At 35.7% G+C, this 15,877-nt stretch carries 16 protein-coding genes; 5 read left to right on the top strand and 11 right to left on the bottom strand.

The window, feature by feature from the left end:
* Position 1: 1 nt before the first annotated feature.
* Positions 2 to 565, bottom strand: a complete 564-nt coding sequence (locus ACH3O9_RS17110; RefSeq protein WP_416442424.1) for a vitamin K epoxide reductase family protein — start codon at positions 563 to 565, stop codon at positions 2 to 4.
* On the bottom strand, positions 562 to 1,641 hold the full coding sequence (locus tag ACH3O9_RS17105) for an NAD-dependent epimerase/dehydratase family protein (RefSeq protein WP_416442422.1): 1,080 nt from the start codon (positions 1,639 to 1,641) through the stop codon (positions 562 to 564). Before ACH3O9_RS17105 ends, ACH3O9_RS17110 begins: the two co-directional genes overlap by 4 nt.
* 207 nt (positions 1,642 to 1,848) lie before the next feature.
* On the opposite strand from ACH3O9_RS17105, the gene ACH3O9_RS17100 reads away from it, so the two are divergent.
* On the top strand, positions 1,849 to 2,760 hold the full coding sequence (locus tag ACH3O9_RS17100) for a DnaJ C-terminal domain-containing protein (RefSeq protein WP_416446722.1): 912 nt from the start codon (positions 1,849 to 1,851) through the stop codon (positions 2,758 to 2,760).
* A gap of 3 nt (positions 2,761 to 2,763) precedes the next feature.
* Positions 2,764 to 3,057 (top strand): chaperone modulator CbpM, encoded by a 294-nt coding sequence (locus ACH3O9_RS17095; protein ID WP_416442420.1) that lies wholly within the window; start codon positions 2,764 to 2,766, stop codon positions 3,055 to 3,057.
* 8 nt (positions 3,058 to 3,065) lie between these two features.
* On the opposite strand, the gene ACH3O9_RS17090 is transcribed toward ACH3O9_RS17095, so the two are convergent.
* The 7 genes from ACH3O9_RS17090 to ACH3O9_RS17060 all read right to left on the bottom strand — a co-directional run bounded on the left by ACH3O9_RS17090 (position 3,066) and on the right by ACH3O9_RS17060 (position 9,158).
* Positions 3,066 to 3,500 (bottom strand): hypothetical protein, encoded by a 435-nt coding sequence (locus ACH3O9_RS17090; RefSeq protein ID WP_416442418.1) that lies wholly within the window; start codon positions 3,498 to 3,500, stop codon positions 3,066 to 3,068.
* A gap of 47 nt (positions 3,501 to 3,547) precedes the next feature.
* Positions 3,548 to 3,964: a hypothetical protein gene (locus ACH3O9_RS17085; protein WP_416442416.1), complete on the bottom strand. Its 417-nt coding sequence runs from the start codon at positions 3,962 to 3,964 to the stop codon at positions 3,548 to 3,550.
* 70 nt (positions 3,965 to 4,034) lie between these two features.
* Positions 4,035 to 4,883 (bottom strand): universal stress protein, encoded by an 849-nt coding sequence (locus ACH3O9_RS17080; protein WP_416442414.1) that lies wholly within the window; start codon positions 4,881 to 4,883, stop codon positions 4,035 to 4,037.
* A gap of 90 nt (positions 4,884 to 4,973) precedes the next feature.
* Positions 4,974 to 5,819, bottom strand: coding sequence for a universal stress protein (locus ACH3O9_RS17075; protein WP_416442412.1), 846 nt, complete (start codon positions 5,817 to 5,819; stop codon positions 4,974 to 4,976).
* A gap of 166 nt (positions 5,820 to 5,985) precedes the next feature.
* The gene (locus ACH3O9_RS17070) at positions 5,986 to 6,831 is read right to left on the bottom strand and encodes a universal stress protein (RefSeq protein ID WP_416442410.1); all 846 of its coding nucleotides are present in this window, start codon (positions 6,829 to 6,831) and stop codon (positions 5,986 to 5,988) included.
* Positions 6,832 to 6,903: 72 nt separating this feature from the next.
* The gene (locus tag ACH3O9_RS17065) at positions 6,904 to 7,932 is read right to left on the bottom strand and encodes a response regulator (protein ID WP_416442408.1); all 1,029 of its coding nucleotides are present in this window, start codon (positions 7,930 to 7,932) and stop codon (positions 6,904 to 6,906) included.
* The gene (locus tag ACH3O9_RS17060; RefSeq protein ID WP_416442406.1) at positions 7,929 to 9,158 is read right to left on the bottom strand and encodes an ATP-binding protein; all 1,230 of its coding nucleotides are present in this window, start codon (positions 9,156 to 9,158) and stop codon (positions 7,929 to 7,931) included. The genes ACH3O9_RS17065 and ACH3O9_RS17060 overlap by 4 nt, the downstream gene beginning before the upstream one ends.
* Positions 9,159 to 9,264: 106 nt before the next feature.
* On the opposite strand from ACH3O9_RS17060, the gene ACH3O9_RS17055 reads away from it, so the two are divergent.
* The 3 genes from ACH3O9_RS17055 to ACH3O9_RS17045 all read left to right on the top strand — a co-directional run bounded on the left by ACH3O9_RS17055 (position 9,265) and on the right by ACH3O9_RS17045 (position 12,189).
* Entirely contained in the window at positions 9,265 to 9,549 is a 285-nt protein-coding gene (locus ACH3O9_RS17055) for a hypothetical protein (protein ID WP_416442404.1), read from the top strand.
* A 68-nt stretch (positions 9,550 to 9,617) separates the two neighbouring features.
* The gene (locus ACH3O9_RS17050) at positions 9,618 to 10,490 is read left to right on the top strand and encodes a hypothetical protein (RefSeq protein ID WP_416442402.1); all 873 of its coding nucleotides are present in this window, start codon (positions 9,618 to 9,620) and stop codon (positions 10,488 to 10,490) included.
* Between the two features lie 241 nt (positions 10,491 to 10,731).
* Positions 10,732 to 12,189, top strand: coding sequence for a glycoside hydrolase family 130 protein (locus tag ACH3O9_RS17045; RefSeq protein ID WP_416442400.1), 1,458 nt, complete (start codon positions 10,732 to 10,734; stop codon positions 12,187 to 12,189).
* A 4-nt stretch (positions 12,190 to 12,193) separates the two neighbouring features.
* Here the strand turns inward: ACH3O9_RS17045 and ACH3O9_RS17040 are convergent, their stop codons facing one another.
* Positions 12,194 to 13,222: a glycosyltransferase family 4 protein gene (locus ACH3O9_RS17040; protein ID WP_416442398.1), complete on the bottom strand. Its 1,029-nt coding sequence runs from the start codon at positions 13,220 to 13,222 to the stop codon at positions 12,194 to 12,196.
* A gap of 9 nt (positions 13,223 to 13,231) precedes the next feature.
* A complete protein-coding gene (locus ACH3O9_RS17035) occupies positions 13,232 to 15,595 on the bottom strand; it encodes a glycosyltransferase (protein ID WP_416442396.1) in 2,364 nt (787 codons plus the stop codon).
* Positions 15,596 to 15,877: the final 282 nt, after the last annotated feature.

Here is a 15,877-nt window from a genome sequence, read left to right as displayed (position 1 = left end):
ATTAATTTACTTTTTCAATTTCAGATTTCACTCCCCAGAACACTTTCCAGGTTGAAGCTTCAGAATGTTTAACCCGCTTCATAAATTGAAGACTAGCCAGCATTTCATCCATGGCGGGACCTATCATTGCAATTGATACAACAGCAGATGCCAGGCATAAAGTGCACCATGCAGAAAATAATACTGGTTGAAAAACTACTAACATTACACTAACAAAGCCCAATGGCCCTACTGCAAGGCCAAAGACAATCACTATCCACGGCATTCTCTTCCAGCGGTTTGTGCCCCCAATAATTCCCGTGACGGCATCTACAACATATCCTAGTGCTCCTAACGCTGCATCGGGAATAGGAAGAATTTTAGAAATCTTAGAATTCAGGATTTTGATGCTGTCATTGCCAAAAAATGGTTCCCATACATCATCTATAATTTTAAACTGATACAGCGATAAATAACTCGCGATCAAAAAACCTATAAATGCGAGTATCACTATGGGAATGCGCTGAGACCATGAAGCAGGATTGTAATTCCACCCGGGCGGTATATGTTTATCTATGCCACTCATTTTTCATTCAATTTGTTGTTCTTATACCATTTTTCAGGATCCCTTTTCAAATTTTGTATAATATCAGGTAAAGTATCTAATAAGCGATGTTTAGGTTTCCAGTCTAGGTATTTTTCTGCTCTGCTAATATCGAGTTCATAATGTTCACCTGCCCTGTCTATCATCCACGGTTTTACAAAAGAATCACTTACAAAATCCCTTGCCCATGCACCGGCTTTAGCTACAGCAGGGGGCATCTCATAAGTAGCCCAGTTTTTACCATGTATTAATTGGCCTATTTTATTTTGTAGTTGTTGGTAGGTAGGAGTTTCTGGCTCACCAATATTTAAAGCCAGTTCATTAGGTAATTCTCGACGTCTGTTTACGGTTTTTTCAAAAGCATCAAGTACATCATCAAGATGAACAAATACATCACCATGATTTATATCTCCCGAATAAAAATGACTTATAAAATCACGTTCATAAATACGCTGTATCTGGTGTGCGATAGGTATTGAGTGCCCTTCTTCATTATAGAGTCCTGCAAGACGCAGGAAAACCGTTTTGATGTTGTGATTATTCTGTCTTATTAATTCTTCAGTATTTATTTTTGATTCAGGATATCCCCAGTTTGCCTCTATTGGGCTGTCTTCATCAATTTTATTTCCGGGCACTGTAGGTTTATAAATTAGATCAGAACTACTATAAATAAATTGCTCTACTTCAAAGTCCTGCAATTGATTTAAGAATTTTCTGGTACCTTCAACATTTATCTCGTCATAAGCCTGACTGTCTTTAGTATTAAAACTATAAAAAGCTGCTAAGTGAATAACACAGGCAATTTTACTGCCATAGCCGTAACGTATACGTTCCATCGCTGCATCTATGGCTCGTTCATCTGTAATATCAAAATTTATACATTCCGCCTCGAGCGGAGGATATGGAGGGCCCAGCCTGTCTAGCCCTACTACTCTGTAATTTTGAGCTAATTTTTTAATTAATGAAAAACCAATTAAACCGCTACTTCCTGTAATAACTACGACCTCTTTTTCCTGGCTTCGTGCACCTTCTTTAGAATGCGTAATAATTTCATCCATTAGTAAATCTTATTTAAAATTCGTCGTAAGAAGTTAACAAATAGGTTTTGAGTAATAATTGGTTTAAAGTGTGTTTAACAGAAGTATAACGAACTATGTATTATGCTTTAAGCCGAATATAATTCCTTATAATAGAACGTTAATCTTGACATTTCTCTTTAAGAAATTAATATTTTTAAGGTGAAAAAAGTGGCAGATAGCTTAATTATGGAATATGTAGATTATTACAAAATATTGGGATTAGATAATAAAGCAACGCAGGCAGACATTAAGAAGGCCTACCGGAAGCTTGCGCGAAAACATCACCCAGACCTTAACCCAAATGACGCTGAAGCGGAAAAAAGGTTCAAACAGATCAATGAGGCTAACGAAGTTTTAAGCGACCCTGAAAAAAGAAAAAAATACGATCAATACGGAAAAGACTGGCAGCATGCTGACGAATTTGAGAGAGCACGCCAATCAAGAGGTTCCAGCGGTGGTTATTCTACCGGCGGCGGATTTAATGAAGGTTATGCAGACAGTGATTTTTCAGATTTTTTTGAATCCATGTTTGGTGGTAATCGGGGAGGGGCAGGAGGTTTCAGGTCTTCGGGTAGATCAGTTAAATTTAGAGGGCAGGATTTTAATGCGTCTTTAGAGATAGATATTAAAGATGCATTTAAAACGCATAAACAAACCCTAACTGTAAATGGTAAAAATATTCGAATCACAATTCCTGCGGGAATAGAAGATGGGCAAACTATTAAAATTAGCGGCCATGGTGGTCCCGGTGCAAATGGGGGGCCTAATGGTGACCTTTATATTACGTTTGCTATACGCAACACTACCCACTTTAAACGCGAGGGAGCAAATCTCTATAAAGAAGTAGAAGTACCACTTACCACTGCCGTTCTGGGGGGATCACTTACTACAGAAACTTTTGATAGTAAAGTAAAGCTTACAATAAAGCCACATACACAGCAAGATACTCAGGTAAAGCTAAAGGGAAAAGGATTTCCTGTATACAAGAGAGATGAATCTTTTGGCGATCTGTTTATCACTTATAAAATAAAGATGCCGCAACATCTCACTGCAGAGCAGAAGCACCTATTTGAAGAACTCAGAAAAACAAACCTGTAAGCTATGACAACTTCATATAACATAAAAGTCTCAACGTTTTGTAACAGCCACGGGATAGCAACCTCGCTTCTTGATAGTCTGGTAGAATATGAACTGGTTCACATTGAGGTAATAGAATCTGAGCCTTACCTGGCTCAGGAAGAACTACCTAAAGTAGAAAAGCTGATACGCCTGCATCAGGATATGGGCATAAATCCTGAAGGGATACAGGCGATAGATCATCTCTTAAATCGGGTTATTGATCTACAAAAAGAAGTACATAATTTAAAAAGCAGGCTTAACCGTTACGATTCATAATAAACGTTCTAAGCATTAATGCTCTTTATTTTGAGATGTTTTAATGTGTTCTTGATCACATCAAAAACCTCAACTTTTAAGCTTCTGTATGCAGCATTAAATTCTTGCATATCTTTTTGTAACTGCTGGTGATTTTTCTGAATGATTTTTTCTAATTCTGGCTGGTCAATGCCATCTTCAAGAACGGCAATTTCATAATGATGAGCGGTTATATGATTATGAAGTAATGTGAGACGCTCATGATTAAGTTTGAGTTGTTCTTTTATCTTTTGAGCTTTGATAAGGTCATTATCTATCATTATCTGAAATGAAAATTCACGTAGCCATTCTTCAAAAACATGATATTCATCTTTAATAAATTCAAGTTCAGATAACCAGTTTACGGTTTGCTCTTGTATAATATCTGGCGATTGCCATATTGAAAGTGTGTGTTTAGTTTTCATGACTTACTTTTTAAAAGGATTAGTATCTGTGCAATTTACTTTGGCAATCAGACTGTTTTATAATTTTGATTGAGAACACCTCTCATGTAGGTCAAAACCTCTTCTTTAAGCTTATAAAAAGCGGAGTAAATGTTTAAAAATCGGCTTTTTAAGGTAGAAAATTGGCCGGTTGGTGCATTGTATACATAGGTTTTTTCGCTTAAGAAAAAGGGATTTGATGCTTGTTCATACTTTTTAATATTGCCTTTTATTTCTTCAAGATCTGTAGTGATTTCTCTAAGTTTTCTTTGAAACTTTAAAGACTTTTTAAAAAGAATTTCTGTGCGGGGCTCAAACATGTATGAGCTCAATAATTGCTTTGTAAATCTGATTTCTGCATCAATTTGAGCGATATCTGCTTTCCACTTGATTACGTTTTCAAATTCCGCCTTGTTGTGCAGGTGATTTGTGTATGCCGTTTTCATGATACATTGATTTTATAACTCAGTAAAATTGAGCTGATTTACTTTTTAACTTTTTTCGCCAGAGCGAAAATTACCCTCTATCGTGCATCGCCAGAATAGGAATTTTAGAATAGAAGCCCAATTCTTTTACAAGAGGTCTAGAGAAAATACTGCCAAAGAATGTATGTTTTCTGTTTATAAAGGCGATCATATCACTGCCTCGACTTTCTACAAAATTTGACAATGCCGTGGCGGTATCACCGCTATGCAGCGTATGAAATGTATGCTCTACAGCAGTGAAATATTCATCTAGCAAATTCTTGTTGTTAACCTGACTTTTATCAAGATTATCATTTGCTGCAATATGAACAAACCTTACAGCCGCACTTACACCTTTAGCAATATCAATGAGATTTTGAAGCTCTGTCTTTTTTACCTGAGTTCTATAGTCTGTGGGAAACACGACCTCTTTAAATTCTTTAAATAGCGCATCTTCAGGAATCGCAAGCACAGGGCAATTGCGTACAGTTTCCATCGTGTAAATAGTATTGCTGCCAAACAGAGTACCAAAAGTTCCAGAAGCTCCTTTTGTGCCCATAGCAACCAGCCCAATGTCTTTGCGTTCTACTTCTTCAAGAATACTGTCTATAAGCAAGCCAATTGAAGAGATCGTGTGATACGTGTGATTTTCATTATCGTCGCGCTCTTTAAGTTTAAGAAATAAACGCTCAAGACCTTCTTCGCTGTGTTTTTTACATTGCTCATAATATTTCTCTCCCGGCTCAGGAACCATCATGCTGTCTAGCAAATATGAATCTGGCTGGTAAGAGTTAAGAATATAGAAGTCACAATCTTCTTCTTTAAAGAGCTCTAATGTATATGTTAGGGCGTGCCATGCATTTTTAGAGAAATCTGTTGGTATTAATATTTTCTTTTTCATCTTGTTAAGTTTTAATGACATTTTAAAATTAAATGATTGATTTATAGAATACTATGACATTTATCAGTTTTAGAATTTTAATAGAAATGCTTATCGCGAAAAATTCTGCAGTACCAGAAACGGGATCTTGATATTGAGTTCTATCTTATCAATCTTAGAACTGTATAAAATACTTTCCATATAAGAATGTCTGGAATTTACCATTACCAGCAGATCGATTTCGTTTGTAGGAATAAACTCATTGATGCTCTCCAGAAGATCATCACCCGTTTGCTGGTGATAAACCATTTTATTGTTCTCAAGGCAATCTTCAAGAAACTCTTTGTTAGTTTGTTGTCTTATGCTTAATTCTTCATGTGGTGAGAGGTAAAGCATGTTAATTGTGCCTCTGTAGCTTTTGCTTAGCATACACAGCAGTTTGAGTTCTCTGCGTTTAAAGGGCATCATAAAATCTGTAGCAAACAAAATATCTCTGGGAGCTTCGTAATTAAAACCAGCTGGGATTGTGAGAACAGGTGCTTCTACATATTTTAAAACCTGTAGCGCATTACTGCCATAGGTTAGTTTGCGATCGTTAGTCTTACCCTTAGTGGCCATTATAACCACATCTATATTTTCTTCTTTTACGAGATCATTTACCTCGTCTATAAGTAAACCGAACTTAGCTATTGCTTTATAGGAGTGCCTGGGATTGGGAGAAAAATCTTTTAAATCTGCTTCTATGAGTTTAAACTGTTTGTTAACCTCATTTTCAATATTGGTTTTTACCTCGTCAAAGAGTGCACGCTCATACAATGCATTTTGATGATAGACATCATCTGCGTAGGCGTGAAGTATAAAATATTCACATCGCTCGTACTTAAATAACTCTGTCGCATAATGCAGTGCATTTAAAGCGTGGGTAGAAAAATCTGTAGGTATGACTATCTTTCTCATGACTGTAAGTGTTTGTTTTACAGCAATAAAGATAATTTTTAATAACGCTAGACACCATGATATATGTCATTAAAAAGGGAGGTTTTTGCATAAAAATCACCGATTTTCATAACCTGAAGGAAGATTTTAAGTAAAAAGATTATAGTTCTTGTAAATCTGTAGATTACTATCGCTCGTGTAATACTAGAAATGGTATTTGCGTATGGTAGCTAATCTTTTCTACAAGCGGTTCAAAAAGTAAGCGTTGTAAAAAGTTGAGATTTTTTGCAACCATAACTACCAGATCTATCTTTTTGTATTCTATAAAAGATTGCATGGCAGCCTCAATATTTGAGTGTGTGATTGTATGAAAACTATGTTGATGATCTTTTAGAAGAAGATCAAGAGTTTCCTGATTTGCTTTTTGAAAAGGCGCCAGATCTTCATTATTTTTTTGAATGTTAAGGATGCGTAGTTCTGCTTTATGCAACGCCAGGATTTCTGTGAGTCTGCGCAGTAATTCAGGTGTATAAATAAGATTATAATCTGTGGGGAAAGCAACTTCACCAGGAGCCTGGTATTTTGCTTTTTCAGGAACAATAAGTACTGGGCATTTTACTTTCGTAATAACGTCTGCAGTATTACTGCCTATTACAGCTTCCTTAAATCCAGAAGCTCCTTTTGTGCCCATAACGATATAGTCTATATCTTTATCTGTAACCTGATTTTTTACAGCTTCTGTAAAAAAAGTATATTCCTGCAGGAACACAAAATGATGATCTATATTGTTATTTTCTTGTCGCAGGGTTTTTATAAGCTTACACAATTTTTTATGGTCTGTTGCAATAGCCTCCTGCATCATAGCAGCGTTAATAGATGCAAATCCCATGCTTGTAGTAGCAGGATCTGCTATTGATTGTGAGACATGAAGTACATAAAAGGTGCAGTGTTCTTCTTTAAAGAATTGCAGGGCATATTGTATCGCGTTTAACGCGTTTGCCGAAAAATCTGTGGGTATAAGTATCTTCTTCATCGGGTTTTTCATTCAATAGGTCAAATGTATATCGATGAAAAATCCTGTAAAATGATAAAAATCACTTTAGTCTTATAAAACCTCTTTTAGACCTTTAAGATCGATGATCCTAATATTGCGACCAGTGATCTCAATAAGGTCAAGCTTTTTAAATTCTGACAGTGTTCTTATTAAACTTTCTTTAGCAATGCCGGCCACATTAGCCAGATCATAACGACCAATTGTTATCGTATTATCTTCGTTTTTCTGCAGTATATCTGCAAACTGAAGAATAGTTGAAGCCGTTTTACGTCGCATAGAGCTATAAGCCATTTGAAGAAGTTGACTTTTAACCTCGGCAAGATTTGAGGTGATAAGATTCATGAGTTCTAAAGAAAGATTCTGGCTACTGCTTAAAATATCTTTAAGATCAGATTTAGAAATTGCAGCAAGTTCTGCCTCTTCAATAGCCGTTGCCGTATCAGAATAAGGTTCATTCTGGCTTAGTGATGTAAACCCTAAAAAGTCATCTGCCTTATAAAGTGCTGTTGTTAATTCTTTGCCGCTTTCTTCAAGCCGGTGAGTTTTAATGACACCTTTAAGCAGTAAGAATATTTTGTTTGAAGATTCACCTTCATTAAATAAAATTTCACCTTTACTCACCTCAATAATTTCGCCTTCATCATCAAAATAATTTTTTAGCTCATTGATGTTTTGTGGACTATCATCTGCAGATGTACTTTCATAAGTAAGTATTGCTTTTGCTAATCTGCTTCTAACAGCGCTTATAAGGTCTTCTTCTTCGTATGGCTTAGTAAGATAATCATCTGCCCCAAGATCCATACCTTTGCGTACTTCTTTGTGTTCTGTCTTTGCAGAAAGAAATATGAACGGGATGTGTTTTGTCTCTTCTTTTTGTGATAAAGCATCAAGAACCCCATAACCATCTACTTCTGGCATCATGATATCACATATAATTAGATCTGGATGCGTAGATAATGCTTTCATAATTCCCAGTCTCCCGTTAGGAGCGGTTAATACTTCAAAACCATTTAACTCAAGCAGTTCTTCAGTATTTTCTCTTACAATTTGATCATCTTCAATCAATAATATATTTGTCATGACTTTTGTGGTTGTAGTGGTATTTTCATGGTAAAGGTTGTACCGGTATCTGTACTGATAAATGATATTGTGCCACCTAGATTGTTCAGGTGGCTTTGTACAATATTAAGACCTATGCCGGTGCCTTGATGTGTAAGTACATTTTGTGCTCTAAAGTATCTTTTAAATATAAATTTCTGTTCCTCTTCCGGGATGCCCATACCTTGATCCTGAACCGAAATTACCAGAAAATCACCCTCTTTTTCCACTTTAAGTGTTATAATCGTGTTCTCTGGTGAATATTTTATGGCATTGCTTATCAAATTAGAAAGGGCCAACTCGAGTACTTTCTCATCAAAGCTCAACGTATAATCTTCTATCTTTTGTGGAAATTTGATTTTCTGCCCTGATTTTAAAAGCATGTTAGCATCATAAACAACCTCGTTAATGACCTTACTTAATGGGAAGGTTTCATATTTATAAGTCACTTTACCGGTCTCAAGACGTTCTATTGACAGGAAATCATTGAGAATATTATCAAGGTATTTAATCTTGCTTTTAATGATATTGAGGTGTTTCTCGCGTTTTTCCTGCTGCTCTGTAAGGGTATATTTACTTGCCAACGAAGCAGATGAAAGCATACCGGTTAACGGAGTTTTAAATTCATGCGAAACTAAAGAAAGGAATTTGGTTTTCAGTTCACCAAGATCCTTCTCTTTTTGAAGCGACTCTTTCATGCGAGACTCAGCTTCTTTGCGCAAGAGCACTTCTTCCTGCAGCTCTTTTACAGTGACTTTTAGTTTTTTTGTTCGGGCCTCTATCTTTTGTTCCAGCTGTGAGTTGAGCTCTCTAATCTCCTTTTCCTGAGCTTTACGTATTGTAATATCTATGACAAGCGCCATAACATAGCGCTTACCAGAAACTACAAAAGGATTTAAACCTGCCTCTACAGGAAATAAGTTTCCGTCTTTTTTTCTCCCATACAAATCGCGACCGTGACCCATTTGTCTTCGGTCTGTATGTGTCATAAAACCGGCAACATAACTCTGGTGTACGTGATGCAGATTTTTAGGAATTAAAATATCCAGATGACTGCCCGTTAATTCGTTGTCTTCATAACCAAACATTTCACTGGCAGACTTATTTATCGCCACAATATTCTGGGTTTCATCTACAACTACAACTCCTTCAGAAATTGCTTCTGAAAGTAATTTGAAAATATTGCTGTTCTCATCAAATACACGCATGCTCAAAAATACAATAATCAACCACTTATTTAACGATGACAAATGTCATTGTCTCTGTTTTAAAACACAGGTAGTTTTGATGTATAATTTTAAAACGAAAAAAGTTATGACACTTTACAACAAAATTAGCGAGGATTTTTCTGAAAACTTTATAGGGTATTCTGCCCTGGCTATTATTGCTTCTACTTGTTTGGGAAGTATTGCTGTTATGGCAGTTTTATTACATGGGCATCATGCAGCGCAAATGTTTATGGTTTTTCTGGTGGTGACTGCTTGCAGCGCACATAATGCCTCAATTATAACTGTACAAAAACCTGCTGTAGTTTTAAAATTATTGATTGTGAGTTTGATGACTAGCCTGTTAATTATAATAGGCAATTACATTTTTTAGTTGGGTAAAAGGTGGAGGTTGTGGTGATCTTCACCTTTTTTATTTCATTAAAATTCTAAACTTCGATTATGCGTCTAATACTAATTTTTCTTGTTCTGTTTAGTTTGATTTCCTGTAAAAAAGCAATCACAAATGAAACTATTGCACCAGAGCATCAAAAAACCGTAACAGACTCTTTCGCTAAAAAACCTCAGGATAATGTTATTATTTTAAACGAAAATGAGCTTGAAAATCGGCTAAATAAGCAGGTTTTTCGGCTAAATAAGGCTAAAAATCGGCAGGAAGAACTGGTGATCAGTAAACATCTGCACAAAGAGAATGAGTTTTATGAATTAGATTATACGTTTCCCTATTTAAATGAAAATATCAATAAGTCTTTTGTCGCTTTTAATATATTTATGGAAGATAATTACTTAAATATTGAGAAAGTAACCAATCAGATTCTTGAAGATACAGAATTACTATGTGATACTTTAAGAATGGAACGCGTACGAGATAAGCGATTAATAAACTATAAAGTGCACAATGCTAAAGATGATCTGTTAAGCATTGTGATTTACAAAGAGAATTATTATTCTGGGGCAGTGCCCGCTACCAGTTCTTTTACGGGCTTAAATTATAACCTTGATAGCGGCGAATTTCTGGATTATGATTATTTCTTTCAGCGCGATAGTGAGCGTGAAGTTCTTTTTAAAATTAACGAAGTTATCAAGCGCAATATAATGTCTGGAGATATGTATTATGATTGCTGGCAAATCTCAGATCACGATTTTAGTGTGTACAAAAATAATTTTGTGATCAATGACAGTTCAATAGAGTTTTACTTTGACGATTGTATCATGTGTCCTGCATATACCGGTATTTATTCTTTAGAAATACCAACTTGGGAATTAAAAGATGTTCTTAAAAATTACACTCTACCCGAAATACCTTTATTATAGATCGCTATTCTTGATTAACGAGAATTTAATACTTAATTATCATTTTATCTCAAGATTCTATATCTTTTGTTAAAGTTGGTTTTTTGCTAAAATCACCCTGCCTGCTTCTTATCTTCTACATGTTTATTTCATAAATTTATCATGAAAGCTTTGAACTTTTATAGAGTTCAATGTTAAGCACAAGAAACGATTTCATTAAGAAATTTTTCAGTGCTTGAGAGTATTCACTTTAAATCTTTACATGAGAGTAACTGTTACTAGAAAAGATTGCAAATTCCTACCAGATTCCAGCAGAGTTTTAGCTCGTTTTTTTGACAACGGAGAAGTACGTACAAAAGAGCTTGTAGGTCGTATTATGAATATGAGCGAGGAGCAGGTAAATAAAGAGCTTGATCATACGTTTAGAGATTTCGCCGGAAGGCATCGCAATATTTCTAAAATTTTTCTGCGCCATTGTAATAACCACAGCGGTTTGATACAAAGCATGGATATTGATTATGAAAATCTTTCTAAGACCAGAAAGATGCTTATTGGTTCATACAGCACAATGGAATATTCTATTGAGTCTGCCGCCTTATTTAATCCGTCAATAATTGAAGATTTTGATCAATCTTTTTTAAAGAAAGGCGAGAAGCGCATTATTCTTTCTTTGCGAGCCACAGGTGAGGGCCATCTTTCTTCTATTGTCTTTCGCAGGGCAATTCTCGATGAGAACAATGATATGCGTGTGATGAAAGTGCGTAATCATGTCACTCAGGCAAACATTGGTCAAAAACACACATATAACAAAGCGCGGTTTTTTGAGAAATTAACCGAGATGGAAATTCCACATAAATATTCTTCTTCAATAATGGACAGGCTTCCTGATCAGTTTGAATATGAAGAGTTAAAAAGATATGTAGATGAACAACTCAACAGTGATATTAGCACCACACGCAGACTTGGGCTTGAGGAGATAAAATGGCTTGTAAATTCATATTACGATGTAAAGTTTAAGATAGACAGCGATATTTCAGAACGTGTGCTTTTCCCTAGTTCACCATCAGAAAGTAAAGGCATGGAAGATGCCCGTTTTGTAAGATTTACAGATGACGATGGCACAGAGAAAATTTATGCTACTTATACCGCTTACAACGGGCATACGATAATACCTAAGTTACTCACAACAGAAGATTTTCAAACCTTTAGGATTATGCCTATTCACGGCAGTGGGGCGCAGAATAAGAATTTCGCTTTGTTTCCGCGAAAAATAAAGGGTAAATATGCTATGCTTGCGCGAATAGATGGTGTAAATAATTACCTCATGTACTCAGATCGTAACACATTATGGAATGATCCTGTACTGATACAAAAACCTAAATTTCCTTGGGAATTCACGCAAATAGGAAACTGTGGGCCACCATTATATACAGATGAAGGCTGGCTGGTTTTGACACATGGTGTAGGCCCTATGCGCAGATATTGCATAGGAGCTTCACTTTTTGATCTTGAAGATCCTACAAAGGAAATAGGCAGACTAGATGAACCTTTGCTTGCACCTCTGGAGGATGAAAGGGAAGGTTATGTGCCTAATGTGGTTTATTCATGTGGGGCATTGATTCATAATGACAGTCTTATATTACCTTATGCAGTTTCAGATTATTCATCATCGTATGCAGTAGTAAATATGGAGGAATTGATGACTGTACTTAAAAGTTAGAAAATCAAATAGCAGAAATACTGCTTTGGGTAAGTACTTTATGGTAAACTTCTACATAGGAGTCTACCATTCTGTCTTTGTGAAATAGATTCAGAGCGCGGCGTCTGCAGTTTTCTGAATCTATTTTATGAAGATTTGAAATTGCCTGCGTTGCTTCATCAGCAGTTTTAACCAGATAACCATTTTTTCCATTTTCTATCAATTCTGGCATACTTCCCCTGTTAAATGCAATTACCGGTGTGCCGCACATCATTGCTTCGGCCACGCTGAGGCCAAAAGGTTCATCAAAATAAATAGGATGTAGTAAACATTTTGCTTTGCCTAAAAGAGGGTCGCGAGATGTAGCATTTACATTTCCTAAATAAGTAATACGCTCGTTATCAATATGCGGAAAGACTTCATTTTTATAATAATTTTCATCTTGAATTAAACCGGCAATTTTGAGAGGTAAATTGGCTTTTTTAGCAATTTCTATTGCAGTGTGCGTACCTTTATCAGGATGAATTCTCCCAAAATATAACAGATATTCTTCTTTTTCTTTTCGAAAAGTAAATTGCCCGGGATCTATACCATGATAAATAGTACGTTCATATTTCAATCGCTCGCTGCGGTCTGCATCTGATATTGAAATATAGGTATTGGTATTATTGTACTTTTCATATACCGGAAGAATTTTTGAAGATGAAAAACCATGAATCGTCGTGACCATAGGCGTTTCAATCAGCCTCGAATAGCTAAGCGGAAGAAAATCAAAATGATTATGTATCACGTCAAATTGATCTGCCTTTTCTATAAGGTTGCTTATATGTAAAGCTTCCCAGACTTTAGCATCCAAGCTTGGATCTTCAGCATACCCTTTAGGACAAACAGAATCTAATCGCGCTGAGGTTATTGAATCCCCGGTTGCAAAAAGTGTCACCTCATGACCTAAATCTACCAGTCCTTCTGTAATAATTGATGCCATTTGCTCCCAGGGACCATACTCTGTGGGAGGTGTTCTCCATGCAATTGGGGATAAAATGGCAATTTTCATAATCTAAAGTTAGGCAAACTTCTTTGTCTTGATAAGCTGAGAATTTGATCTGTCTATCGATTTTGTATAGCCAAACGCCATTCTTGATAATAAATAGCTAATGGTAGATTCTGCCCCTTGATTTAAGTTGATATTTTTTTCTTCTAAGCCATCATAACAACCACCTGTACAGGTATTATATATAATTTCGTTAAGGTGATTATCGCCTACAAACCAGTTAAAGCCTTCTTCCATTTTTAGATCAAAACCTTTATTAGGAAAAACCTGATTAAAACGCTGAAGGGCAAGAATAGTATAAGCCACGTCAATGGGTTGCTCGCCGCCGGGAGCAATTATTTTCACTTCTTCATCCCGCTGACACCAATTTTTATTTGATATTACACTTATACTGTTACCACAATAAATTTTAGACAATAAGAATTTAAAAGTACTTTGAGCAGTCTGTTTAAACTCCTCATCTAAGGTTGATAAATATGCACAAAGCATTGCATCTGGCAGTACAGCATTACCATAAGTGAGATAACTTTCATACCACTGCCAATCCTTTCTTGATTCATGCCTGTACATTTGCTGCATCCGCTTGGCAAATTCACTGATTAAAGAAATTACACGCTCTTCATTATTTTTTAAATTATAGAAGTACAATCCTTTTATAGCAAATGCCATTGCGCGCGTAGAATAAATTTCGGGTAGATAATCGAGTGTCTGGTTTATGATAGATTCAGATTGTTGAACAGATTCAATAAACTCCTTTGGATAAAGTTCACTTTTTGAGATAAAATATCCCAGTGCCCATATTGCTCTTCCTATACTATCCTCGAGATTTACTTCATTATTTTGATCTGTAAACTCCTTTTTCTCATTTACATAATTTAAAAAGTTGGCCTTGCCCTGATAGCAGAAATGAACAAAATCCAAATAAATTTTAATATAGGGTAGAACACTTTTATCTCGAGACAATTCATAATGTTTGCAAGCGGCAATTAAAGCTCTGGCATTATCATCGAGTGTATATCCTGAATCAATATCAGGCTGATTAATTTTTGAAAATTGAATTATTCCTAACGCCGTTGTCATTTTTTTAAGATGACTAAGATTTATATCGGGCTTGCCATAACTGAGGTTAGGCATGTTAGGAATAAGTTTTTCAAAAACACGCATATGCAAGATCGCTACATTCTCCCAGGCAGTTGAAGCCGATTGATGCATGGCATTGAGGCTCATGTTTCCTCTCAGGTGGTTGTCGCTTAGCAATTTGTTAACGGCATCGCTTAATTGAGAAGAATTTTCAAAATCGATCACTATCCCGGTATCATTTTTTAAAACTTCCAGTACATGAGGAATAGGAGTAGAGATTATTGGGCACCCGCAGCTTAAAGCGTATGAAAAGGTACCGCTTACTGCCTGATTAGGGTCTTTAGAAGTAAATAAATAAATGTCTGAAAGTTGCAGATATTCTAGCAGTTCATCTAGTTGCATAAATCTATTTAGAAAACGCACATGTTTACCAATACCCAGAGTTTTAATTTTTTCCTCCAGAAACTCACGATACGTTTCACCTTCTTTAATTTTAAGGCCGGGGTGTGTTTTGCCTATAATTAAGAATATAACATCTTTGTTACGTTCAACTATTTGGGGCAATGCATCGAGGGTTGTTTCAATACTTTTGCCGGGGCCTAACAGGCCAAATGTGGAAAGCACTTTTTTACCTTCAAGACCGTATTTTAGCTTAAGCTCATCTCTGTTCTCATATTTAACTAAATGTGTCCCATGGGGAACAACCTCGAGTTTTTCAGGCGAGATCTCATAGTATTTATCAAGCAATTCAACTGAGTTATGCGTCATCACCATAATGCGCTGAGCTATTGCTGCAATTTCTTTCACATGAACATATAATTCTTGTGAAGGCGTGGGCAATACAGTATGAAATGAAAAAGTAATAGGTTTTTTAATACTTCTCAAAAAATTCAGGAACTGTTGTTCCTTTCCATGAAAAAACCCGAATTCATGCTGAACGAAAACCAATTCTATTAAAGGATTAGAATTTATACGATTGGCTGCTTTTATATAAGAATTGTCTTGTTCTGTATTAAGGGTATATTCAATTCTTTCATCATCGTAAATATTACGTTCGCTGTCATTTTCCAGCGGACAAATCAAAAATTGAAAGGAAGCACCAAATTTTTCTTCAAGAACACCAATTAAATCCTGAGAATATGTGGCAATACCACATTCTCTGGGGGGAAATGACGTGATAAAAAGTATTGCAGGAAGTTCTTCTTTTATTGATACAGGTTCTCCTTTACGCTTTATTTGTTTTTCTATTTGGGAGATGTTACCATCATTTAAGCTTAGGATTTTTTCGTTTTTCATTTTTGGCAATTATTTCAGAACACTTCTTTTTAGCAATTAACTGTAATCAACTTTATGTTCTCAGTACAAGACTGAAAGAGGAGAAATAAAGCCGGATTTACTTGATGCGGTTAAATTACTCTTGTGCATCTATATTTGCCACAGTTTTAAATTATTATTAACTGTTAATTCCTTGATAATTAAAAATTTTCGTAAAAATTGAGGATTGTTAATATGATTGCAGTGAGATATATTTAAGATTAAAGGAATTAAACCCGTATGCAGGAGGTGGCCCAAAGCTTC

The sequence above is a fragment of the Leeuwenhoekiella sp. A16 genome (genome assembly GCF_047946675.1).
Lineage (GTDB): Bacteria > Bacteroidota > Bacteroidia > Flavobacteriales > Flavobacteriaceae > Leeuwenhoekiella.
This window is presented reverse-complemented; position numbering and strand designations above follow the sequence as displayed.